Annotated in this window: 20 protein-coding genes; 11 read left to right on the top strand and 9 right to left on the bottom strand. The window is 73.6% G+C overall.

Features of this window, described 5'->3' with window-relative positions; all coding sequences use genetic code 11:
- The 4 genes from ABZ914_RS24265 to soxR form a co-directional block, all read left to right on the top strand.
- Positions 1 to 653, top strand: a 653-nt coding sequence (locus ABZ914_RS24265) for a TOBE domain-containing protein (protein ID WP_500195881.1), incomplete at its 5' end; no start/stop codon positions are given.
- Positions 654 to 830: 177 nt separating this feature from the next.
- Positions 831 to 2,648 (top strand): phosphoenolpyruvate carboxykinase (GTP), encoded by a 1,818-nt coding sequence (locus ABZ914_RS24260; RefSeq protein WP_500195880.1) that lies wholly within the window; start codon positions 831 to 833, stop codon positions 2,646 to 2,648.
- A gap of 129 nt (positions 2,649 to 2,777) precedes the next feature.
- On the top strand, positions 2,778 to 3,347 hold the full coding sequence (locus tag ABZ914_RS24255; RefSeq protein ID WP_500195878.1) for a DUF421 domain-containing protein: 570 nt from the start codon (positions 2,778 to 2,780) through the stop codon (positions 3,345 to 3,347).
- Between the two features lie 85 nt (positions 3,348 to 3,432).
- A complete protein-coding gene (gene soxR / locus ABZ914_RS24250) occupies positions 3,433 to 3,984 on the top strand; it encodes a redox-sensitive transcriptional activator SoxR (protein WP_190867873.1) in 552 nt (183 codons plus the stop codon).
- A gap of 67 nt (positions 3,985 to 4,051) precedes the next feature.
- Here the strand turns inward: soxR and ABZ914_RS24245 are convergent, their stop codons facing one another.
- Both ABZ914_RS24245 and ABZ914_RS24240 read right to left on the bottom strand, forming a co-directional pair.
- Positions 4,052 to 6,457, bottom strand: a complete 2,406-nt coding sequence (locus ABZ914_RS24245) for a glycoside hydrolase family 65 protein (RefSeq protein WP_500195876.1) — start codon at positions 6,455 to 6,457, stop codon at positions 4,052 to 4,054.
- On the bottom strand, positions 6,454 to 7,203 hold the full coding sequence (locus ABZ914_RS24240) for an HAD family hydrolase (RefSeq protein WP_190867924.1): 750 nt from the start codon (positions 7,201 to 7,203) through the stop codon (positions 6,454 to 6,456). Before ABZ914_RS24240 ends, ABZ914_RS24245 begins: the two co-directional genes overlap by 4 nt.
- A 153-nt stretch (positions 7,204 to 7,356) precedes the next feature.
- On the opposite strand from ABZ914_RS24240, the gene gnd reads away from it, so the two are divergent.
- A complete protein-coding gene (gene gnd, locus ABZ914_RS24235; RefSeq protein WP_500195874.1) occupies positions 7,357 to 8,781 on the top strand; it encodes an NADP-dependent phosphogluconate dehydrogenase in 1,425 nt (474 codons plus the stop codon).
- 127 nt (positions 8,782 to 8,908) lie between these two features.
- On the opposite strand, the gene ABZ914_RS24230 is transcribed toward gnd, so the two are convergent.
- A complete protein-coding gene (locus tag ABZ914_RS24230; RefSeq protein ID WP_500195872.1) occupies positions 8,909 to 9,097 on the bottom strand; it encodes a hypothetical protein in 189 nt (62 codons plus the stop codon).
- Between the two features lie 95 nt (positions 9,098 to 9,192).
- On the opposite strand from ABZ914_RS24230, the gene ABZ914_RS24225 reads away from it, so the two are divergent.
- The 6 genes from ABZ914_RS24225 to ABZ914_RS24200 all read left to right on the top strand — a co-directional run bounded on the left by ABZ914_RS24225 (position 9,193) and on the right by ABZ914_RS24200 (position 15,967).
- Positions 9,193 to 9,789 carry an HD domain-containing protein gene (locus ABZ914_RS24225; RefSeq protein ID WP_500195870.1) on the top strand — a complete coding sequence of 199 codons (597 nt, stop codon included), beginning with the start codon at positions 9,193 to 9,195 and terminating at the stop codon, positions 9,787 to 9,789.
- Positions 9,790 to 9,888: 99 nt separating this feature from the next.
- The gene (locus tag ABZ914_RS24220; RefSeq protein ID WP_387019373.1) at positions 9,889 to 12,396 is read left to right on the top strand and encodes a DEAD/DEAH box helicase; all 2,508 of its coding nucleotides are present in this window, start codon (positions 9,889 to 9,891) and stop codon (positions 12,394 to 12,396) included.
- A 45-nt stretch (positions 12,397 to 12,441) separates the two neighbouring features.
- The gene (locus tag ABZ914_RS24215) at positions 12,442 to 13,242 is read left to right on the top strand and encodes a carbon-nitrogen hydrolase family protein (RefSeq protein WP_500195868.1); all 801 of its coding nucleotides are present in this window, start codon (positions 12,442 to 12,444) and stop codon (positions 13,240 to 13,242) included.
- A 123-nt stretch (positions 13,243 to 13,365) separates the two neighbouring features.
- Positions 13,366 to 14,208 carry an LLM class flavin-dependent oxidoreductase gene (locus tag ABZ914_RS24210; RefSeq protein WP_500195866.1) on the top strand — a complete coding sequence of 281 codons (843 nt, stop codon included), beginning with the start codon at positions 13,366 to 13,368 and terminating at the stop codon, positions 14,206 to 14,208.
- Between the two features lie 101 nt (positions 14,209 to 14,309).
- Positions 14,310 to 14,975 carry a hypothetical protein gene (locus ABZ914_RS24205; RefSeq protein WP_500195865.1) on the top strand — a complete coding sequence of 222 codons (666 nt, stop codon included), beginning with the start codon at positions 14,310 to 14,312 and terminating at the stop codon, positions 14,973 to 14,975.
- A complete protein-coding gene (locus ABZ914_RS24200; RefSeq protein ID WP_500195863.1) occupies positions 14,972 to 15,967 on the top strand; it encodes a hypothetical protein in 996 nt (331 codons plus the stop codon). Before ABZ914_RS24205 ends, ABZ914_RS24200 begins: the two co-directional genes overlap by 4 nt.
- Before the next feature lie 40 nt (positions 15,968 to 16,007).
- Here ABZ914_RS24200 and ABZ914_RS24195 read toward each other — a convergent pair whose 3' ends face one another.
- From ABZ914_RS24195 to ABZ914_RS24170, 6 genes are all read right to left on the bottom strand, one after another.
- Positions 16,008 to 17,387 carry an FAD-binding oxidoreductase gene (locus ABZ914_RS24195; RefSeq protein WP_500195861.1) on the bottom strand — a complete coding sequence of 460 codons (1,380 nt, stop codon included), beginning with the start codon at positions 17,385 to 17,387 and terminating at the stop codon, positions 16,008 to 16,010.
- Positions 17,388 to 17,493: 106 nt separating this feature from the next.
- On the bottom strand, positions 17,494 to 18,036 hold the full coding sequence (locus ABZ914_RS24190) for a Clp protease N-terminal domain-containing protein (RefSeq protein ID WP_500195859.1): 543 nt from the start codon (positions 18,034 to 18,036) through the stop codon (positions 17,494 to 17,496).
- Positions 18,037 to 18,039: 3 nt separating this feature from the next.
- Positions 18,040 to 18,273 (bottom strand): helix-turn-helix domain-containing protein, encoded by a 234-nt coding sequence (locus ABZ914_RS24185; RefSeq protein WP_173100187.1) that lies wholly within the window; start codon positions 18,271 to 18,273, stop codon positions 18,040 to 18,042.
- A 60-nt stretch (positions 18,274 to 18,333) separates the two neighbouring features.
- The gene (locus ABZ914_RS24180) at positions 18,334 to 19,350 is read right to left on the bottom strand and encodes a CNNM domain-containing protein (RefSeq protein WP_500195858.1); all 1,017 of its coding nucleotides are present in this window, start codon (positions 19,348 to 19,350) and stop codon (positions 18,334 to 18,336) included.
- Complete coding sequence (locus tag ABZ914_RS24175; RefSeq protein ID WP_500195856.1) at positions 19,347 to 20,696, bottom strand: hemolysin family protein; 1,350 nt, start codon at positions 20,694 to 20,696, stop codon at positions 19,347 to 19,349. The genes ABZ914_RS24180 and ABZ914_RS24175 overlap by 4 nt, the downstream gene beginning before the upstream one ends.
- 110 nt (positions 20,697 to 20,806) lie before the next feature.
- Positions 20,807 to 21,247 (bottom strand): EamA family transporter, encoded by a 441-nt coding sequence (locus tag ABZ914_RS24170; RefSeq protein WP_500195854.1) that lies wholly within the window; start codon positions 21,245 to 21,247, stop codon positions 20,807 to 20,809.
- Between the last annotated feature and the right edge of the window lie 97 nt (positions 21,248 to 21,344).

Below are 21,344 nucleotides of genomic sequence, written 5' to 3'. Positions count from 1 at the left end.
GCGGGCAGGCGCAGCGGGTCGCGCTGGCACGCGCGCTGGCCGTCGAGCCGGGCCTGCTGCTGCTGGACGAGCCGCTCGCCGCGCTCGACGCGCACACCCGGCTGGAGATCCGCGCCGCGCTGCGCCGGCACCTGGCCGGGTTCGCGGGCGCCGCGGTGCTCGTCACCCACGACCCGCTGGACGCGATGGTGCTGGCGGACCGGATCGTCGTGGTGGAGGGCGGCCGGCTGGTCCAGGAGGGCACGCCCGCGGAGGTCGCCCGGCGGCCGCGCACCGACTACGTCGCCCGGCTCGTCGGGCTGAACCTGTACCGGGGGAAGGCCGAAGGGGGCACCGTAGTCATCGGGGACACCGGGAGCGAGTACACGCTGGACACAGTCGACTCGCTCCAGGGTGAGGTCTTCCTGGCCTTCACGCCATCGTCGGTCGCGCTGTACCGTACTCGCCCCGACGGCAGCCCGCGCAACCTCTGGCGCGCGCGTGTCGCGGCGGTCGAACGCCATGGAGACCGGGTGCGGGTGCGGTTGTCCGGGCCGCCTTTCGACGCCGTCGCGGACATCACTCCCGCATCGGTCGCGGAACTCGATTTGTCCGAGGGCAGCACGATTTGGGCGGCCGTGAAGGCCACCGAAACCCACGTTTACCCAGCTTAGGCGGGTCGAAGCCGGGGGCGGCGGCGCGCCGCCGTCGGCGCCCGTGCTCCAGTGATATCAATCACAAAACTGCACGGGAAGGCCCAGAAGGCGACGGGATTGGTCCAGACCAAATGGCAAAAACGTCGGCTCTTGTTCATCATGCAAACATCCTGCGAACAGCTGAAGGAGTTGCCCGTGTCCAACCAGGTCCCCGGCCTCGACCAGGCCCCTACCGGCCACACCGAACTAGTGGAGTGGGTACGCGGGATCGCCGAGCTGACCAAGCCCGACCGCGTCGAGTGGTGTGACGGCTCGGACGAGGAGTGGGCGCGTCTGACCGGCCTCCTCGTCGAGCAGGGCACCCTCACGCGTCTCGACCCGGCCAAACGGCCCAACAGCTTCCACGCCGCCTCCGACCCGACCGACGTCGCCCGGGTCGAGGACCGGACGTTCATCTGCTCCGAGAAGGAGGAGGACGCCGGGCCGACCAACAACTGGGTCGCGCCGGCCGAGATGAGGCAGACCCTCGACGGGCTCTTCGACGGCTGCATGAAGGGCCGCACCATGTACGTGGTGCCCTTCTGCATGGGCCCGCTGGGCGGCACCATCTCCCAGCTCGGGGTGGAGATCACCGACTCCGCCTACGTCGCGGTCTCGATGCGGATCATGACGCGGATGGGCACGGGCGCCCTGCGGCTGATCGAGGAGCGCGGCACCTACGTCAAGGCCGTCCACTCGGTGGGCGCGCCGCTGGAGCCGGGGCAGGCCGACGTCAAGTGGCCGTGCAACTCCACCAAGTACATCACCCACTTCCCCGAGACCCGGGAGATCTGGTCCTTCGGGTCCGGCTACGGCGGCAACGCCCTGCTGGGCAAGAAGTGCTACGCGCTGCGCATCGCCTCGACGATGGCGCGCGACGAGGGCTGGATGGCCGAGCACATGCTCGTCCTCAAGCTCACCCCGCCGGAGGGCGAGACCCGTTACGTCGCCGCCGCGTTCCCGTCGGCGTGCGGCAAGACCAACCTCGCCATGCTCGAGCCGACCATCCCGGGCTGGAAGGTCGAGACGATCGGCGACGACATCGCCTGGATGCGGTTCGGCGACGACGGCCGCCTCTACGCCATCAACCCCGAGGCCGGCTTCTTCGGCGTCGCGCCCGGCACCGGCGAGAGCACCAACGCCAACGCGGTGAAGACGCTGTGGGGCAACAGCATCTTCACCAACGTGGCGCTCACCGACGACGGCGACGTGTGGTGGGAGGGCCTCACCGACGAGCCGCCCGCGCACCTGACCGACTGGAAGGGCAACGACTGGACGCCCGCGTCCGGGACGCCCGCCGCGCACCCGAACGCCCGCTTCACCACCCCGGCCGGGCAGTGCCCGATCGCGGCGGACGAGTGGGAGGACCCGAAGGGCGTGCCGATCTCGGCGATCCTGTTCGGCGGCCGCCGCGCGTCCGCGGTGCCGCTGGTCACCGAGTCCTTCGACTGGCAGCAGGGCGTGTTCCTCGGCGCGAACATCGCGTCCGAGAAGACCGCCGCGGCCGAGGGCACGGTCGGGGAGCTGCGCCGCGACCCGTTCGCCATGCTGCCGTTCTGCGGCTACAACATGGGCGACTACTTCGGCCACTGGCTGGAGATCGGCAAGGCCACCGACGCCGAGAAGCTCCCGCGGATCTACTACGTCAACTGGTTCCGCAAGAACGCCGACGGCAAATTCATCTGGCCCGGCTTCGGCGAGAACAGCCGGGTGCTGAAGTGGATCGTCGAGCGGCTGAACGGCAAGGCCGACGCGGCCAAGTCCCCGATCGGGCAGCTGCCGACCAAGGAGTCGCTGGACACCGACGGCCTGGTGATCGACGACGCCGACCTGGAGACGCTGCTGTCGGTCGACACCGAGGTGTGGAAGCAGGAGGCCGCCCTCGTGCCCGAGTTCTTCGAGAAGTTCGGTGACCACATGCCGAAGGCGCTCTGGGACGAGTACCACGACCTGGTGCGCCGCCTGGAGGCCTGATCCGGCCCCGCTCGTCCCGCCACGGCCCGTTTCGCCGGCCGTGCGGGGCGGGCCCGTCCGCCCGTCCGCGCCCGCTCGCTGAGATCCTTCAGCGAGCGGGCGCGAGCCTTTTGGGGATCGGAGCGGAACATGTGGCATGACCTGTTCGGGATGGGCGTCCCGGTGGCCGACAAGGTGATCCGGTCGGCGGCGGTCTTCCTGGTGGTCGTCGTCCTGCTGCGGATGGCCGGGAAGCGGGAGCTGGCGCAGCTCAACGGCTTCGACTTCGTGGTCATGCTGCTGCTGTCGAACGTCGTGCAGAACGCGGTCATCGGCCCCGACGACTCGCTGACCGGGGGAGTGCTCGGCGCCGTGGTGCTGCTGGCGCTGAACGCGGCGCTGGTGCGGGCGGCGCTGTTCCTGCCGTGGCTGTCCGGCCTGGTGCACGGCCGCGCGAGCGTCCTGGCGGAGGACGGGGCGTACCGGCGGCGGACGCTGCTGCGCCTCGGGCTGCGGCCCGGCGACGTCGACGAGGCGATCCAGGAGCAGGGCGGCGACGACGTCGCCGACACCCGGCTGGTCACCCTCGAACCGGGCGGCGCGGTCGTGGTCCGGCTGCGGGACGCCGAGCAGTCCGCTACCGCGGGCGACGTCGCCGACCTGCGGGCGCGGCTGGAGCGCATCGAGGGGCACCTGGAGCGGCTCGCGGGGCGGCACTGACCTCTCCGGCGGGTGCGGCGGGCGCGCCCCGGTGTTGACCGCGAGGTAACCTCAAGTCCGGTTGAGGTCGCATAGGATGCGCGGCATGACGCGCCTGGAGCACCGCAAGCACGAACTGACCGTCGGGCAGCTCGCCGAGCGCAGCGGCGTGGCCGTCTCGGCGCTGCACTTCTACGAGGCCAAGGGCCTGATCCGCAGCCGCCGGACCGCCGGCAACCAGCGCCGCTTCACCCGCGACACGCTGCGCCGCGTCTCGTTCATCAAGGTCTCGCAGCGGGTCGGCATCCCGCTCGCCGACATCAGGGACGCGCTGGCCACGCTCCCCGAGGAGCGCACGCCGACCGTCGCGGACTGGGCGCGGCTGTCCGACCTGTGGCGCGCCGACCTCGACGCCCGGATCCGGCAGCTGGAGAGGCTCCGCGACGACCTCACCGAGTGCATCGGCTGCGGCTGCCTGTCGATCAACAAGTGCGCGCTCGCCAACCCCTACGACCGGCTCGGCGACGAGGGGCCCGGCCCGCGCCGCCTGCTGGTCGACGCCGCCCGCCCCGCGCCCCGGCAGGCCCCGGACGGCGACGGCGAGGGCGCCGCGTCCGAGGACGACTGCGACCCGGTGTCCTGCGCCGCCCGCTCCTGACCTCCAGCGCGGCCCGGCGCGCGCCGGAGGCCGGGCCGGGGCCGGAAGCGGCCGGCGGCGCACCGGGTCAGGTGATGCCGGGCCGCGGCTCCCTGCTGTGCGGGTCGATGCGGCGCGGCGCCGGCTCCCGCCCGGTCGGCTGGGTCGGCGCCGGACGGGTCGGGACCTGCTCGATCGGCAGCTCGACCGGCTCGTCCGCGAGCTCGAACTCCTCGCCGTGGTGCCACAGCGTGATGGCCGGGCCGTCCAGCAGCTCGTACATGGCCGACTCCCCGGTCACCTCGACCCGCACCCGGCTGCCCCGGTACCGCATCCGGAACGCCAGCCGGCTGATGCCGCCCGGCAGCCGCGGCGCGAACCGCAGCCGCCCGCCGCTCGCCCGCATCCCGCCGAACCCGGCGACGAGCCCGCTCCACGCGCCCGCCATCGACGCCACGTGCAGCCCGTCGCGGGTGTTGCGGTTCAGGTCGTGCAGGTCCATCAGCGAGGTCTCGCCGAGATAGTCGTGCGCCAGCTCCAGGTGCCCGACCTCGGCCGCCACGACCGCCTGCGTCTGCGCCGACAGCGACGAGTCGCGCACCGTCAGGCTCTCGTAGTACTCGAAGTTCCGGGCCTTCTGCTCGTCGGTGAACTCCTCCCCGCACAGGTGCAGAGCCAGGACCAGGTCCGCCTGCTTCACGACCTGCTTGCGGTACAGGTCGAAGTAGGGGTAGTTCAGCAGCAGCGGGTAGTGGTCCGGCTTGGTCGCCGCGAAGTCCCAGCGCGCGTGGTTGGTGAAGTTCTCGCTCTGCGGGTGGACGCCCAGCCGCTCGTCGTAGGGGATCACCATCGCCGACGCCGCGTCCCGCCACGACGCGGCCTCCTCGGCGTCCACGCCGAGCCGGTCGCACATGTCGGGATGGCGCATCGCCGTCTCCGCCGCCTCCAGCAGGTTCCGGCGGGCCATGAGGTTGGTGTAGACGTTGTTGTCCACGACCGCGCTGTACTCGTCCGGGCCGGTGACGCCGTCGATGCGGAACACCCCGCCGACGTCGTGGTGGCCGAGGCTGCGCCACAGCCGCGCCGTCTGGACCAGGATCTCCAGCCCGATCTCCCGCTCGAACCGCTCGTCCTGGGTGGCGTCCACGTACCGGACGACGGCGTCGGCGATGTCGGCGTTGATGTGGAACGCCGCGGTCCCGGCGGGCCAGTAGCCGGAGCACTCGTGGCCGCGGATCGTCCGCCACGGGAACGCGGCGCCGGTCAGCCCGAGCTGGGCGGCCCGCTCGCACGCCAGCGGCAGCGTCATGTGCCGCCAGGCGAGCGCGTCGGCGGCGGCGTCCGGCGCGGTGTAGGTCAGCACCGGCATCACGAACGTCTCGGTGTCCCAGAACGTGTGCCCGTCGTAGCCCGGGCCCGTCAGGCCCTTCGCCGGGATCATGCGCCGTTCCGCGCGCGCGCCGGCCTGCAGGGTGTGGAACAGCCCGAACCGGACCGCCTGCTGGATCTCGGCGTCGCCGTCGACCTCCACGTCCGCGCCGCACCAGAAGTCGTCCAGGAAGTGCCGCTGCTCGGCCAGCAGCCCCTCCCAGCCGGTCTGCCGCGCGCCCGCCAGCGCCCCGACCACCTGGTCGTGCAGCGCCGGCCGGGACCGCTGGCTCGACCACCCGTACGCCAGGTACTTGATGATCCGCAGCCGCTGCCCCGGCTCCAGCCGCGTCGCGACCGTCAGCCGGCCCACGTCCGGCGAGCTCTCCGTCTCGATCGCCATCGACTCGGGGCCCTCGATGTGGTGCGACATGCCCGCCGCCATCCGCAGCCCGCTCTGCCGCGTCCGGTGCAGCAGGAGCACCTTCGTGCCGTTGGCGACGTGCTCCTCGCTGATCAGCGGATGGTCGAGGATCGCCGACGCGCGCGGGTCCTTGTCGCCGTCCGGCAGCGCCTCGTTGGCGACCAGCTCCGACTGCGCGACGACCCGCATGGACTGGTGGACCGGCTCCACGTCGTAGCAGATCGCCGCGACCGCGCGCTGCGTCAGCGACACCAGCCGCGTGGAGGTCACCCGGATGCGCTGGTCGGCGGGCGACGTCCACTCCACGTGCCGTGTCAGCGTCCCGGCCTGCATGTCCAGGACGCGCTCGTGGTGGTGGACGCGCCCGTACCGCACGTCCAGCGGCTCGTCGTCCACCAGCAGCCGGATCACCTTGCCGTTGGTGACGTTGATGACCGTCTGCCCCGACTCGGGGTAGCCGTAGGCGGTCTCCGCCTGCGGTAGCGGCCGCTGCTCGTAGAAGGAGTTGAGGTAGGTGCCCGGCAGGCCGTGCGGCTCCCCCTCGTCGAGGTTGCCGCGCAGGCCGAGATGGCCGTTCGACAGCGCGAACACCGACTCGCTCTGCGCCAGCCGGTCCAGCCGCAGCTCCGGTTCGCGGACGCACCAGGGCTCCACGGTGAACACGGGCCGGTCGACGCTGGTCTGTCCCTCCGGGTCCGTCACTTGTCCTCCAGCAGCTCGGACAGGTCGTTCACCACCACGTCGGCGCCGTGCGCGGCGAGCTCCTTCGCGTGGTCGCCGTCGACCCGGTTGACGCCCACCACGTACGCGAACCCGCCCGCCCGGCCGGCCTCCACGCCGGCGAGCGCGTCCTCGAACACCACGGCCCGGCTCGCGGGCACGTCCAGCTCCTTCGCCCCCGCGAGGAACATGTCGGGCGCGGGCTTGCCGGGCAGGTTCCGCCGCGCCGCGACGACGCCGTCCACCCGGGCGTCGAACAGGTCGGTGATCCCGACCGAGCGCAGCACCTGCACGGTGTTGGCGCTGGAGGACACCACCGCCGTCCGCAGCCCGGCCTCGCGGGCCGCGCGGACGAAGTCGATCGACCCGTCGAAGGTCTCCACGCCCTTGGTCCGGATCAGTTCCAGGACCAGGGCGTTCTTGCGGTTCCCGAGGCCGCGCACGGTGGCGTTCTCCGGCGGGTCGTCCGGGTCGCCCTCGGGCAGCGTGATGCCGCGCGACTCCAGGAACGAGCGCGTCCCGTCCTCGCGCTTCTTGCCGTCGACGTACGTCCCGTAGTCCTTGACCGGGTCGAAGGGGACGAACGGCTCACCGGTCCGGTCCGCGCGTTCGCGCAGGTAGCCGTCGAACATCTCCTTCCACGCCGCCGCGTGCACGGCCGCGGTGCGGGTAAGCACCCCGTCGAGATCGAACAGACACGCCGCCGCCGCGTCCGGCAGTCCCAGCATCCGCACCCCCTGGATGACACGATCGGAATCGCTCTCAACGTCCGTTCCCGTTCCCGTGCCGGAACAGGACATGCGGGGCCGGCGTTCGAACGGGGGGATCATGATCGGCGTACAACCCCTTGGCCAGGGTGGCACACGAAGAGGAGAGAACCAATGGAAACGGCGCGTATAGGCGTCACCGGGCTCGCGGTGATGGGCCGCAACCTGGCCCGCAACCTCGCCCGGCACGGTCATCCCGTCGCCGTGCACAACCGCACCGCGGCCCGCACGAAGGCGCTGGTGGAGGAGTTCGGCGGCGAGGGGACCTTCCTGCCCGCCGAGACCGCCGAGCAGTTCGTCGCGTCGCTGGAGCGGCCCCGCCGCCTGGTGATCATGGTGAAGGCGGGCGCGCCGACCGACGCGGTGATCGACGAGTTCGCGCCGCTGCTGGAGCCCGGCGACATGATCGTGGACGGGGGCAACGCGCACTTCGCCGACACCCGCCGCCGCGAGGCCGCGCTGCGCGAGCGCGGGATCCACTTCGTCGGCACCGGCATCTCCGGCGGCGAGGAGGGGGCGCTGCACGGCCCGAGCATCATGCCGGGCGGCTCCGCCGAGTCCTACGAGGCGCTGGGCCCGCTGCTGGAGGACATCGCCGCGAAGGTCGACGGGACGCCCTGCTGCACCCACGTCGGCCCGGACGGCGCCGGGCATTTCGTGAAAATGGTGCACAACGGCATCGAGTACTCCGACATGCAGCTGATCGCGGAGTCCTACGACCTGCTGCGGCACGCCGCGGGCCTCGCGCCCGCGGAGATCGCCGAGGTGTTCCGCACCTGGAACACCGGCCGGCTGGAGTCCTACCTGATCGAGATCACCGCCGAGGTGCTCGCGCACACCGACGCCGCGACCGGGAAGCCGTTCGTGGACGTGGTGCTGGACCAGGCCGAGCAGAAGGGCACCGGCCGCTGGACCGTCCAGACGGCCCTGGACCTCGGCGTCCCCGTCGGCGGCATCGCCGAGGCCGTGTTCGCCCGGTCCGTCTCGGGCCACGCGGACCTGCGCGAGGCGTCCCGGAACCTGCCGGGCCCGGCGCGCGGCACCGTCGGCGACGCCGGCTTCGCGGACAAGGTCGAGAAGGCGCTGTACGCGTCCAAGATCGTCGCCTACGCGCAGGGCTTCCACGAGATCCAGGCGGGCAGCGCCGAGTACGGCTGGGACATCGACTCCGGCGCGATGGCCACGATCTGGCGCGGCGGCTGCATCATCCGGGCCCGGTTCCTCGACCGGATCCGCGCCGCGTACGAGGCCGACCCGTCCACGCCGACGCTGCTCACCGACGACCACTTCGCCGAGGCCCTCGGCGACGCCCAGGACGCCTGGCGCGACGTCGTCGCCACCGCCGCCCGCATCGGCGTCCCCGCGCCGGGGTTCGCCACCGCGCTCGCCTACTACGACTCGCTGCGCGCCGACCGGCTGCCCGCCGCGCTCACGCAGGGCCAGCGCGACTTCTTCGGCGCGCACACCTACCGCCGTGTCGACCGCGACGGCTCCTTCCACACCCTCTGGGGCGGCGACCGCACCGAGGTCACGTCCTGACCGGCGCTCTCGCCGGGGAGCAGGGGCGCCCCCTTCCGACGTCCTGACGGCCGCCCCGAGGCGCATCGGGCCCGGCCGGCGTCCGGCGATCAGCGGCGGGCGCCGGACGGGCCCGGTCCCGGGCCGGTCACGCGTCGCCGTCCTCCCGCTCCACGCCCGCGATGGGGTTGCCGTCCCGGGTCCCGTTGCCCTCCCTGGACTCGTAGCCCTCCGCGGCGCTCCCGTTCCCGGGCACGATCCGCTCGTGCGGCAGCTCCTCGTGCCCCGAGCTGGCGCCGGGGCCCCGGTCGGCGGGGTCGTACTTCTTCTTCGCCATGGCTCCGTCTCCTCGTCTCGCTGTTTCGTCCAGCACGTTCTAACCGAACGTCCGCTCCCTAACCGGCCGCCGGAAGCCCGGATAGGGTCGGGCGCGTGCGGATACCGGAGGACGGCGAGATTCGGGCGTTGCACGAGCGGCTGGCGCCGGGCCGCGGGGCCTTCGAGCTGGTCTGGACGCACTGCGTGATCGTGTGCCGGATCGCCGAGCAGCTGATGGACGCCGGCGGCCTGGACGTCGACAAGGAGCTCGTGCGGGCCGGGTGCCTGCTGCACGACGTCGGCGTGTACCGGCTGTACGGCGTCACCGGGGAGCTCGACCACAAGCAGTACATCCGGCACGGGGTGCTCGGGCACGAGGTGCTCGCGGAGGAGGGGCTCCCCGAGGCGCTCTGCCGGTTCTGCTCGCACCACACCGGGATGGGGCTGACCAGGGACGACGTCGAGCGTCAGAACCTGCCCCTGCCCCGCGCCGACTACCTGGCCGAGACGGGCGAGGAGCGGCTCGTCATGTACGCGGACAAGTTCCACAGCAAGACCGACCCGCCCGCGTTCGTCAACGCCTCGTCCTACGCCGTGCACGTGCGGCGGTTCGGCGGCGACAAGGTCGCGGCGTTCAAGGCGATGCGCGAGCTCTACGGCGAGCCCGATCTGGAGCCCCTGGCGGCCGAGTACGGTCACACGCTCGTCTGACGCCGGGCCGCCCTTTCGGGCCGCCCATCCTCACCGCTCGGACGGGCCGCGCGGCGGCGGGTGACGCGAGCAGTGGGCGATCCGGGGCAGGATGGAGGAGTGAGTCTGATCGATGAGCTTCCTTCCGGTACCGACGCCGATCCCGATTCGCTGTTCGAGGCGTTCGAGCGATGGGTGTCCGGGCGCGGGATCACGCTGTACCCCGCGCAGGAGGAGGCGCTCATCGAGGTCGTCTCAGGCGCGAACGTGATCCTCTCGACGCCGACCGGGTCCGGCAAGAGCCTGGTGGCGGCCGGGGCGCTGTTCGCGGCGCTCGGCAAGGACCAGGTCGGGTTCTACACGGCGCCGATCAAGGCGCTGGTGTCGGAGAAGTTCTTCGACCTGTGCGAGATGTTCGGCCGCGAGAACGTCGGGATGATGACCGGCGACGCCAGCGTGAACGCGGACGCGCCGATCGTGTGCTGCACCGCCGAGGTGCTGGCGAACATCGCGCTGCGGGACGGCGCCGACGCCGACATCGGCGTGGTCGTGATGGACGAGTTCCACTTCTACGCCGAGCCGGAGCGGGGCTGGGCGTGGCAGATCCCGCTGCTGGAGCTGCCGCAGACCCAGTTCCTGCTGATGTCGGCGACGCTCGGCGACGTGTCGTTCTTCCAGAAGGACCTGACGCGCCGCACGGGCCGGCCGACCGCGCTGGTGACGTCGGCGGAGCGGCCCGTCCCGCTGATCTACGACTACCGGGTGACGCCGCTGCACGAGACGATCGAGGAGCTGCTCGCCGAGCAGAAGGCGCCGATCTACCTGGTGCACTTCACGCAGGCGGCCGCGATCGAGCGGGCGCAGTCGCTGATGAGCATCAACGTGTGCACGAAGGCGGAGAAGGCGCGGATCGCCGAGCTGATCGGCGGGTTCAGGTTCACCACGAAGTTCGGGCGGAACCTGTCCCGGTTCGTCCGGCACGGGATCGGGGTGCACCACGCCGGGATGCTGCCGAAGTACCGGCGGCTGGTGGAGCGGCTCGCGCAGGCGGGGCTGCTGAAGGTCATCTGCGGGACGGACACGCTGGGCGTCGGGGTGAACGTCCCGATCAGGACGGTGGTGTTCACCGCGCTGAGCAAGTACGACGGGCACCGGGTGCGGCGGCTGCGGGCGCGGGAGTTCCACCAGATCGCCGGGCGGGCCGGGCGCGCCGGGTTCGACACCGTCGGGTTCGTCGTCGCGCAGGCGCCCGAGCACGTGGTGGAGAACGAGAAGGCCCTCGCCAAGGCGGGCGACGACCCGAAGAAGCGGCGGAAGGTGCAGCGCAAGAAGCCGCCGGAGGGGTTCGTCGGCTGGGACGAGGAGGTCTTCAAGAAGCTCCAGGACGCCGAGCCGGAGATGCTCCGGTCCCGGTTCCAGGTGTCGCACGCGATGCTGCTGTCGGTGATCGCCCGTCCGGGCAACGCGTTCCAGGCGATGAAGCGGCTGCTGACCGACAACCACGAGGAGCCGTCGGCGCAGCGCCGGCACATCTCCCGGGCCATCGCGATCTACCGGTCGCTGCTGGCCGGCGGGGTGGTGGAGGTGCTGCCGGAGCCCGACGACCTCGGCCGGTACGCGCGGATCACCGTGGACCTGCAGGAGGACTTCGCGCTCAACCAGCCGCTGTCGACGTTCGCGCTGGCCGCGTTCGAGGTGCTGGACCCGGCGTCGCCGTCGTACGCGCTGGACGTGCTGTCGGTGATCGAGGCGACGCTGGACGACCCGCGGCAGATCCTCGCCGCGCAGGTCAACAAGGCGCGCGGCGAGGCCGTCCAGGAGATGAAGGCGGAGGGGATCGAGTACGAGGAGCGGATGGAGCTGCTCCAGGACGTCGACCACCCGAAGCCGCTGGAGGAGGAGCTCGACGCCGCGTACGAGATCTACCGGGCCGGGCACCCGTGGGTCGGCGACCATCCGCTGCGGCCGAAGTCGGTCGTGCGGGACATGTACGAGCGGGCGATGACGTTCACCGAGTACATCGGGTACTACGAGCTGGCCAGGGCCGAGGGGCTGGTGCTGCGGTACCTGTCGGGCGCGTACAAGGCGCTGCAGCAGACCGTCCCCGAGTCGATCAAGACCGACGACCTCATCGACCTGATCGAGTGGCTCGGCGAGCTGGTGCGGCAGGTGGACTCCAGCCTCCTGGACGAGTGGGAGCAGCTCGCCAACCCGGCCGACGAGGACGTGGACGAGCCGATCGAGGACCGGGTCACGAAGGTGACCGCGAACGCGCGGGCGTTCCGGGTGCTGGTCCGCAACGCGATGTTCCGCCGGGTGGAGCTGGCGGCGCTGGAGCGGTACCGGGAGCTCGGCGAGATGGACCCCGACTTCGGCGAGGACGCCTGGCGGGAGGCGATGGACGGCTACTTCGACGACCACGACGAGCTGCTCACCGGCCCGGACGCGCGCGGGCCGAAGCTGCTGCGGATCGAGGAGGTGCCGGAGGACGCGCTGTGGCGGGTCCGGCAGGTGTTCGACGACCCGGCGGGCGACCACGACTGGGGCATCTCCGCCGAGGTCGACCTGGCGGGCTCCGACCAGGAGGGCGCGGCGGTCGTCCGGGTCACCGCCGTGGACCGCATGTGATCGACCGGGCGGGCAACCGGCCGGACGGGACGGGAGGGCCGAGTGATGGTGCAGGTAGCGGTCGCGCAGTTCGCGCCGGGTGAGGACAAGGACGCCAACCTGGCGTCGATCGGCAAGCTCGCCGCGGAGGCGGCGGCGCGCGGCGCGCGGGTCGTCGTGTTCCCGGAGTTCGCGATGTTCACCGCGCCGAAGCTGGACCGGCGCTTCCTCGACACGGCCGAGCCGCTGGACGGCCCGTTCGCGGCCGGGCTCGGTGAGCTGGCGCGCCGGCACGGCCTGCACGTGGTGGCGGGCGTGAACGAGCGGCTCGACGACCCCGGCCGGATCTCCAACACCCTCCTCGCGATCGGCCCGGACGGCGCCGTCGCCGCGACCTACCGCAAGACGCACCTGTACGACGCGTTCGGCTACAAGGAGTCGGAGGTCGTCCGGCCCGGCCCGATCGGCGACCCGGAGACGTTCACCGTGGACGGCGTGCGGTTCGGCATGCAGACCTGCTACGACGTCCGGTTCCCCGAGGTGACGCGGCGGATCGTGGACGCGGGCGCGGACGTGCTCGCGCTGCCCGCCGAGTGGGTGCCGGGGCCGCTCAAGGAGGACCACTGGCGCACGCTCGTGCGGGCCCGCGCGATCGAGAACACGATCTACGTGGCGGCCGCCGACCAGTGCGCCCCGACCGGCGCGGGCAACAGCATGATCGTCGACCCGATGGGCGTCGTCGTCGCGGCGCTGGGGGAGACGACCGGCACGGCGTCCGCCGACGTGTCGCCCGAGCGGGTCGCGGCCGTGCGGAAGAAGAACCCGGCGCTGTCGCTGCGCCGCTTCACCACCGTCCCGCTGACCTGACCTGACCTGACCTGACCTGGGCCTCGCCCGACCCGGACCCGCCTCACGCGCCTTTCGGGGCTTGACAAATGAGTGAGTGCTCACTCAAATGGAGAGGCGGACGCGAGCGGGAAGGCGGAGGCCATGGGAGATCGACGGTTCCGGTTCGGGCTGATGGCGGGAGGGGCGCGCGACGGCGCCGCATGGGCCGCGCTCGCCCGCCGCGCCGAGGACCTCGGATACGCGACGCTGCTCACCCCCGACACGACCGGCACGGCGGACCCGGTGGCCTCCCTCGCCGCCGCCGCGGGCACGACCACCTCGCTGCGCGTCGGCACGTTCGTGCTCTCCGCGGCGACCCGCCCCGCCGCCATGGTCGCCTGGCAGGCCGCCTCGCTGGCCTTCGCGACCGGCGACCGCTTCGAGCTGGGGATCGGCGCGGGACGGCCCGGCGGCGAGGCCGACGCGGAGCTGTTCGGGGTGCCGTACGGTCCGGCCGCCGAGCGCATCCGCCGGGTCGAGGCGGTCATGGACGCGGTGGCGAGCCCGCCCGCCGGGATGTTCGCCGGGACGGGCCGCCCGCCGCGGGTGCTCGTCGCCGCGTCCCGGCGGCGGATGCTGGAGCTCGCCGCGCGGCGGGCGGGCACGGTCGCGTTCGGGGTGTCGCCGCTGGCCGGCGACAAGGAGCTGGCGCCGCTCGTCGGCATCGTCCGGGACGCGGCGGGGGAGCGGTTCGACGACCTGGAGCTCTGCACGCAGGTCCACGTCGTCGGCGGCGAGGTGCCCGGATGGCTCGCCCCTCGGCTGGGCGTGGACGGCGCGGCGATGGCGGCCGCGGGGTCCGTCGCGATGCTGGCGGGGACGCCCCGCGAGATGGCCGGGACGCTCGCCAGACGGCGCGACGAACTGGGCGTGTCGTATGTGTCGGTCTCGTCGGCGTTCGCCGAGGAGTTCGCGCCGGTGGTGGAGCTGCTCGCCGGGCGGTGAACCCGCCTGCCGGGGGCCGCGGGGTCCGTGACTGTATCGAGCGGGCAACGGTCTCCGGCATTCTCCGTGTGCGGCCGTGCGCGGACCGTGACGATCGGACCGTGCCCGAATCCCGCGATCTCCCCCCGGCCGGATACACCCGCGCCACGCCCCGCCCGCCTCTCCGCTCCCGCCTGTTCGGCGCCCGCGCCGCCTTGGTCTCTCGCGGTCGCTCGCCGTTCCCGGCCGCCGCGCTCGCCCTCGTCCTGGCGGCCGGCATCGTCGGCGTGATCGGCTACGGGACGAGGCGCGAGCCCCCGGCGAGAAGCCTCCGGCCGGACGCGGTGAGTCCGTCCGCGCCCGCGTCGGCCGCACCGGCATCGCCGCCCGGCCCGTCGGCGACGCTGCCTGGAGCCGGATCGGGAGTCGCGCCGGAGGTGCCCGCTCCCGTGCCCGGCGGCCCGGTGAACACGCAGGACGACCCGCCAGGGGCGCGGCCAGGAGGCGGACCGTCGGGGACGGCGGCGCCGCGCGGGTCGTCGGGGGACGGGCACGCGCAGGCGGGTCCGGTGCACGCCCGCCCGTCCTCCGCGCACCCACCGCACAGGTCCCCGCGCCCACAACCTCGCCCCCGGCCCGCGCCGCGCCCGCACGTGCCGTCCAAACCGCGCACCGCGCGCCCGGGCGCGCCGTCGTGGATCGGCCCGGAGTGCCGCCGCAGGTTCCCCGGCGACCCGGCCCGGCAGGCAGCCTGCGTCGCCGCCCTCACCCGCTACTACGCGAAATGATCGAGATCACGGGAACCCCGGCGGCCCGGGACGGGTCGTACATGACCATGAACCCGAACGACGCCATCGCCGCCGCCCTCATCGACGCCTTCGCACGGCGCGGATACCCATGCTCGCTGCCCGACCCGAACACGGTCGCCATCACGTTCAAGGACGGCTCCCAAGCGCGCGCGGACATCTCCGAGTGGCGGGCCTACGCCGGCCGCAACTCGCGCGCCGACCTGCCCGGGCTCGCCGCGCAGTACGCCGACCGGGCCGTCCAGGCGTTCGAGCGCGGGCCCGCCGCCGCGCCCGCCGGCGGAGGCGCGCGGCGCATGCTGGAGGAGGGGAGCCTGCGCGTCCGCCTCTACCCGGAGAGCGCGCTCGACGAGCGGATGCGGGCCGCGCTGGTGACCCGGCCGCTCGCCCCCGGGCTGCTGGAGACGGTCGTCGCCGACCTGCCCGACTCGATCGTCCCGCTGAACCGGGCCGACCTCGGCGACGTGCCCGAGCACGAGGCGTTCGGCGCCGCGCTGGCCCGTTCCATCGAGGCCGAACCGCACTACGTGCAGGCCACCGACGTCGACGGCGTGAAGATCGCGCACATCGGCGAGCAGCACCGCTACATCGGCGCCCACGCGCACGTGCTGCGCCGCCACTTCCCGGGGCCGCTGCCGTTCGGCGCCCTCGTCGCCTTCCCGCTGCCGGAGTACGTCGCGGTGCACGAGATCGGGGACGACCAGCACCTCGTCCTGGCGCTCAAGACGATGCAGGAGGTGGCGGCCCGGCTCGCCGGGAACGGGGAGCGGCCGATCAGCCCGCAGCTCTACTGGTGGCGTCCGGGGGAGTACGAGCGGATGGAGGAGCGCGCCGGGTTCTACAGCGGCCGCGTCCCCGACCTGCGGCCGGTCGGGGTCCAGATCGAGCAGGGCGAGGACGGGCGGCTGACCGTCGGGCTGGTCGGCGACGCGACCGCCGAGCTGGTCCAGGGCTGGGAGGCGGCGCGCGGCTGAACCCGCCGGGGAGCGCCGTCCTCCCCGCGCCGCGCCCGGCTCAGGGCGTCCCGAACACCTTGCCCGGGTTGAAGACGCCCGCCGGGTCCAGCGCGTCCTTGACGGCGCGGTGCATGGCGATCACGGCCGGCTCCAGCTCGGCGTGCAGGCCGCGCCGCTTGAGCAGGCCGACGCCGTGCTCGCCGGTGACGGTGCCGCCGAGGTCGAGGGCGTCCGCCACGATCCGGTCGAACGCCCGCTGGGCCCGCACCCGCGCGTCGTCGTCGCCCGCCGGCGCGATGATCAGCGGGTGCAGGTTGCCGTCGCCGGCGTGCGCGATGTTGGCGATGTGGGTGCCGGTGTCGGACGCGGCGGCCTCGATGCGGGCCAGCATCTCCGGGACGAGCGCGCGCGGGACGCAGACGTCCTCGGTGAGGACGGGGCCGAGCCGCTCCAGCGCCGGGTAGGCGAGCCGCCGCGCGGCGAACAGCGCCTCGGCCTCCGCCTCGTCGGACGAGCGGGCGCTCCAGGTCGCGCCGGCCTCCTTGAACAGGGCGGCCATCGCGTCGGCCTCCGCCTCGCCCGCCTCCCCGGGAAGGTCGGTGCGGCCGAGGAGCAGGACGTTCGCGTCGGCGGACAGCCCCATGTTCCGCCACGCGTCGACCGCCTCCAGGCAGTGCCGGTCGACCAGTTCCAGCGCGCTCGGCACGATCCCGGCGGCGGTGACGCGGCTGACCGCCTCGCCCGCCTCCCGCAGGGTGTCGAAGTACCCGACGACGGTGTGCTCGGGGGCGCGGGCGCCGCGCAGCCGCACGGTGATCTCGGTGATCACGCCGAGCGTGCCCTCCGAGCCGACCATCAGCCCGCACAGGTCGTACCCGGCGACGCCCTTGGCGGTGCGGCGGCCCAGCCGCACCACCTCGCCGCGCCCGACCACGGCCTGCACGGCCAGCACGTAGTCGCGGGTCACGCCGTACTTGACGCAGCAGACGCCGCCGGCGTTGGTCGCCACGTTGCCGCCGATCGTGGACCACGGCGAGCTGGCCGGGTCCGGCGGGTACCACAGGCCCCGCTCGGCGGCGGCGAGCCGCAGCGCGTCGTTGACGACCCCGGGCTGGACGACCGCGAGCCGCTCGGCGGCGTCGATCTCGACGATCTCGTTCATCGCCTCCAGCGACAGCAGCACGCACCCGTCCAGGGCGTTCGCGCCGCCGGACAGCCCCGTGCCGGCGCCGCGCGGGACGACCGGGACGCCGTGCTCGGCGCACGCCGCCACCACGGCCCGGACGTCCTCGGTGGACCCGGCGCGGACGAGCGCGGCGGGCGTCCCGTGCGGTGCCCACTCCGCCTCGTCGTGCGCGTAGGAGGCGACCACGTTCGGGTCGGTGACGAGCCGGGCGGCGGGGAGGGCGGCGCGGAGGGCGTCCAGGAAAGCGGGCATGTCCCCACGAAATCACATCATCGCTCGCGCGCGGACGGGCGCGGTATCGGCCTGGCGGTGCGCACGGTGGTCGGCGCGGTGGTCGGCCCGGCGGTCGGCGCGGTGGTCAGGCCGCCTCGGCGGTGAGAAGCCGGGTGATGTCGGCGCGCAGTCCCCGGACGTCGACGCCCGCCTCGGCCGCGAGCCGCACCGCCAGGAAGTCGTCGTCGTGCAGGACGCCGAGCAGGACGTGCCCGCTGCGGATCTGCTTCTGCTTGAGCCGCACCGCGTGCCGCAGGCTCAGCTCCAGGGCCTTCTTGGCCTGTGGCGTGAACGGGATGTGGCCGGTCGGGCGCTTGCGCCCGGGCGGGGCGTCGAGGGCGCCCTCGCCGAAGACCTCCTCCGTCGCCTCCCGGACGGCGTCCAGGTCGATGCCGAGGGTGCGCAGGGCATCCGGGTCGAGCGGGTCGTCGCCGTGGCGGGCGACCCGGGCCCGCAGGCCGGACGGCTCCAGCCCGTGCGCCCGCAGCGTCCCGCTCAGGGCGTTGTCGTGGGCGCAGAACGCGAGGAGCAGGTGTTCGGTGCCGATGTGGTGGTGGTTCAGCATGCGGGCGTCCTCCTGGGCGAGGACGACGACCCGCCGCGCGTCCTCGGTGAAGCGCTCGAACATCTCCTACTGCTCCTTCTTGAGGAGGCGGCGCCCGCCGCCGTGCTTCTTGTGGACGGCCTGCCGGCTCACGCCGAGGCAGACCGCGATGTCCTGCCAGGACCAGCCCTGCTCCCGGGCGCTGGCCACCTGCAGCGCCTCCAGCCGCTCGGCCAGCTCGCGCAGCGCGCGGACGGCCCGCAGGCCGACCGCCGGGTCCCTGCTGCTCGCCTCCTGGGCGAGCGTCACTCCATCGCTCATGCCTGTCAATGTAGGTTGACATCCTGGGCACTGTCAACCGATGTTGACGCGCGATCCGTGTCAGGAGAGTTCCAGCAGCGTGGTGAGCAGGTCGTCCAGGCTGACCAGCCCCGCCACCCGCCCGTCCGGGCCGACCGCCAGGCCGAGCTGGCTGTGCCGCGCCCGCAGCGTCGCGACCGCCTCGCCGACCGGCGTGCTCACCGGCATCGCCGGCACCGGATGCGCCAGCTCCCCGGCCGTGGTGTCCCGGCCGCGCGCCCGCGCCAGGTAGGCGTCGCGGACGTGCACCATCCGCGCCTGCCCCCGGCCGGAGCCGCTCAGCATCATCCGGACCCGGCCGGTGCGCGCCGCGGTGTCGACGATCTCCTGCGGCGACGCCTCCGGCGGCACCGACACGATCTCCGAGACCGGCACCACCAGCCCCGACAGCGGCGCGCGCGGCGCGTCCAGCGCGGCGGTCAGCAGGGTCAGGTCGCGCTGCCCGATCAGCCCGAGCCGCCGCGAGTCCTCGGCGATGCTGCGCAGCTGCTCCGGCGTCCGCGACACCTCCCGCGTCTCGCCCGGATGCACGCCCGCCGCGCGCAGCAGCAGGTTCGTCGCGCCGTTCAGCGCCGCCAGCACCGGCCGGACGACCGTCGTGAACGCCCGGAACGGCGGCGCCAGCACCGTCGCCGACCGCTCCGGCCCCGCGATCGAGAACGACTTCGGCGCCATCTCCCCGACGACCATGTGCAGGAACGTCACCACGCCGAGCGCGATCACGAACCCGATCGCGTGCGCCACACCGCCCGACAGGCCCGCGGCGTGGAACAGCGGCGCCAGCGCCTCGGTGAACACCGGCTCGGACACCAGGCCCAGCCCCAGCGAGCACATCGTGATGCCGAGCTGCGCGCCCGCGAGCGTCAGCGACAGCTCGCCGATCCCCGCCACCGCCGCCCCCGCGGCCCGGCTCCCGCGCGCGGCGGCCCGCTCCAGCCGCGGCCGCTTCGCCGCCACCAGCGCGAACTCCGTCGCGACGAAGAACCCGTTGCCGGCCAGCAGCGCCAGCGTCACCGGGACGCCCAGGGTCAGGTTCACCGCTCCCCGCCGTCCCGCCCGCCGGGCGCCGTGACGACCGTCCGGATCCGGATCAGCTCCGGGACGTGCCGGTGCACCGTCAGCACCTCCACCACCGCGGTGCGCGGCGGCTCGTCCAGCCGGGACTGCTCCAGCTCCACCCGCACCACGTCGCCGGGCCGCGCCACCCGGCCGAGCCGCCGCAGCAGCAGGCCCGCGACGGTCTCGTAGTCGCCCTCCGGCAGCGCGATCCCGGTCTCGTGCGCCACCTCGTCCACCCGCAGCCCCGCGTCGGTCGTCCACCACTCGCCGCGCCGGATCGCCAGGTCCTCGTCCGGGTCGTGCTCGTCGGCGATCTCCCCGACCAGCTCCTCCGCGACGTCCTCCCAGGTGATCAGCCCCGCGAAGCCGCCGTACTCGTCGACCACGCACGCCACCGGCGCGTCGGCGGCGCGCAGCCGCGCCACCACGTCCGGCAGCGGCAGCGACGACGGCAGCAGCAGCGGCGGCCGGGCGATCGCGCCCACCGGCGTCCGCTCCGACTCCTCCGGGCCGAGCAGGATCAGCTCGTCCAGCCCGACGATGCCGACCACGTCGTCGACCCGCTCCCCGACGACCGGGTAGCGGGAGTGCCCGCTCGCGGTGATGACCTCGCTCAGCTCCGACGCGCGGGCCGACGCGGGGACCGTCACCACGTCCACCCGCGGCACCATGACCTCCTCGGCGTCCCGCTCGGAGAACACCAGCGCCCGCTCCAGCAGGTCGGCGTGCGCCTCCTGGAACTGCTCGCCCGACTCGCCGATGATGTGCCCGAGCTCCTCCAGCGTCGCGCCGTGGTGCAGCTCCTCGACCGGCTCGATCCCGACGGCCCGCACCAGCCGGTTCGCCGCCGCGTCGAACAGCCGGATCACGGGCGCCGCCACCGTCAGGTACACCAGCGTGGACCCGGCCAGCCACCGCGCCATCGCCTCCGCCCGCGCCAGCGCCAGGTTCTTCGGGAACAGCTCGCCCAGCACCATCTGCAGCACCGTCGCCAGCACGAACCCGAGCGCGACCGCGATGCCGCCGGACGCGCCGCGCGGCACCCCCGCCGCGGACAGCACCGGCGAGATCAGGTCGGCCAGCGCCGGCTTGGCGATGAAGCCCACCACCAGCGCGGTCACGGTGATGCCGAGCTGCGCGCCCGACAGCATGAACGACAGCCGCTCCATCACCCGGACGGCGCGCTGCGCCGCGCGGTCGCCCTCCGCCGCCCGCTGGTCCAGCAGGGGGCGGTCCGCGGTGACGAACGCGAACTCCTGCGCGACGAAGTAGCCGGTCGCGGCGGTCAGCACCAGCACCGCGAGGAGGCCCAGCGCACCGTTCACCGGCCCTCCCCTCCACGCGTCCCTGCAAGATCCCTTCTACCCTGCCAGGAGCCGGCACGCGCCGCGAGACCCGCCCGCCCGTCCGGTGCGGCGGACGGCCCCGGGCCCGCCTAGTGGGCGGTGATGAGGACCACGCCCGCCGCGACCACGCAGGCCGCCGCGATCCGGCGCGGCCCGAGCCGCTCGGCGAAGAACACCGCGCCGATGACCGCGCCCGAGATCACCCCGGTCTCGCGCAGCGCCGCCACGGACGCCAGCGTCCCGCGCGTCTGCGCCCACAGCACGATCCCGTACGCCGCCATCGAGATGAGGCCGCCCGCCAGGCCGCGCAGCGCGGCGGCCCGGTCCAGCCGGGTGATCGTCGCGCGGCCCCGGATGGCCAGCACGAGCGCGACCGTCACCGGCGCCTGGATGCCGAACATCCACGACGTGTACGACAGCGATCCGCCCGCGTGCCGCACCCCGACGCCGTCCAGGAGCGTGTAGGCGGCGATGGACACGCCGGTCAGCAGCGCCGCCGCGACGGCGCGCGGGTCGCGCTCCCGCGCCACACCGCCTCCCGCGTCCACGCCTCCATCCGCGTCCACGCCTCCATCCGCGTCCACGCCTCCATCCGCGTCCACACCGCCTCCCGCGGCCGTGCCGCCT

Source organism: Spirillospora sp. NPDC046719 (assembly GCF_040645715.1).
In the GTDB taxonomy this organism is placed as follows: Bacteria; Actinomycetota; Actinomycetes; order Streptosporangiales; family Streptosporangiaceae; genus Spirillospora.
This window is presented reverse-complemented; position numbering and strand designations above follow the sequence as displayed.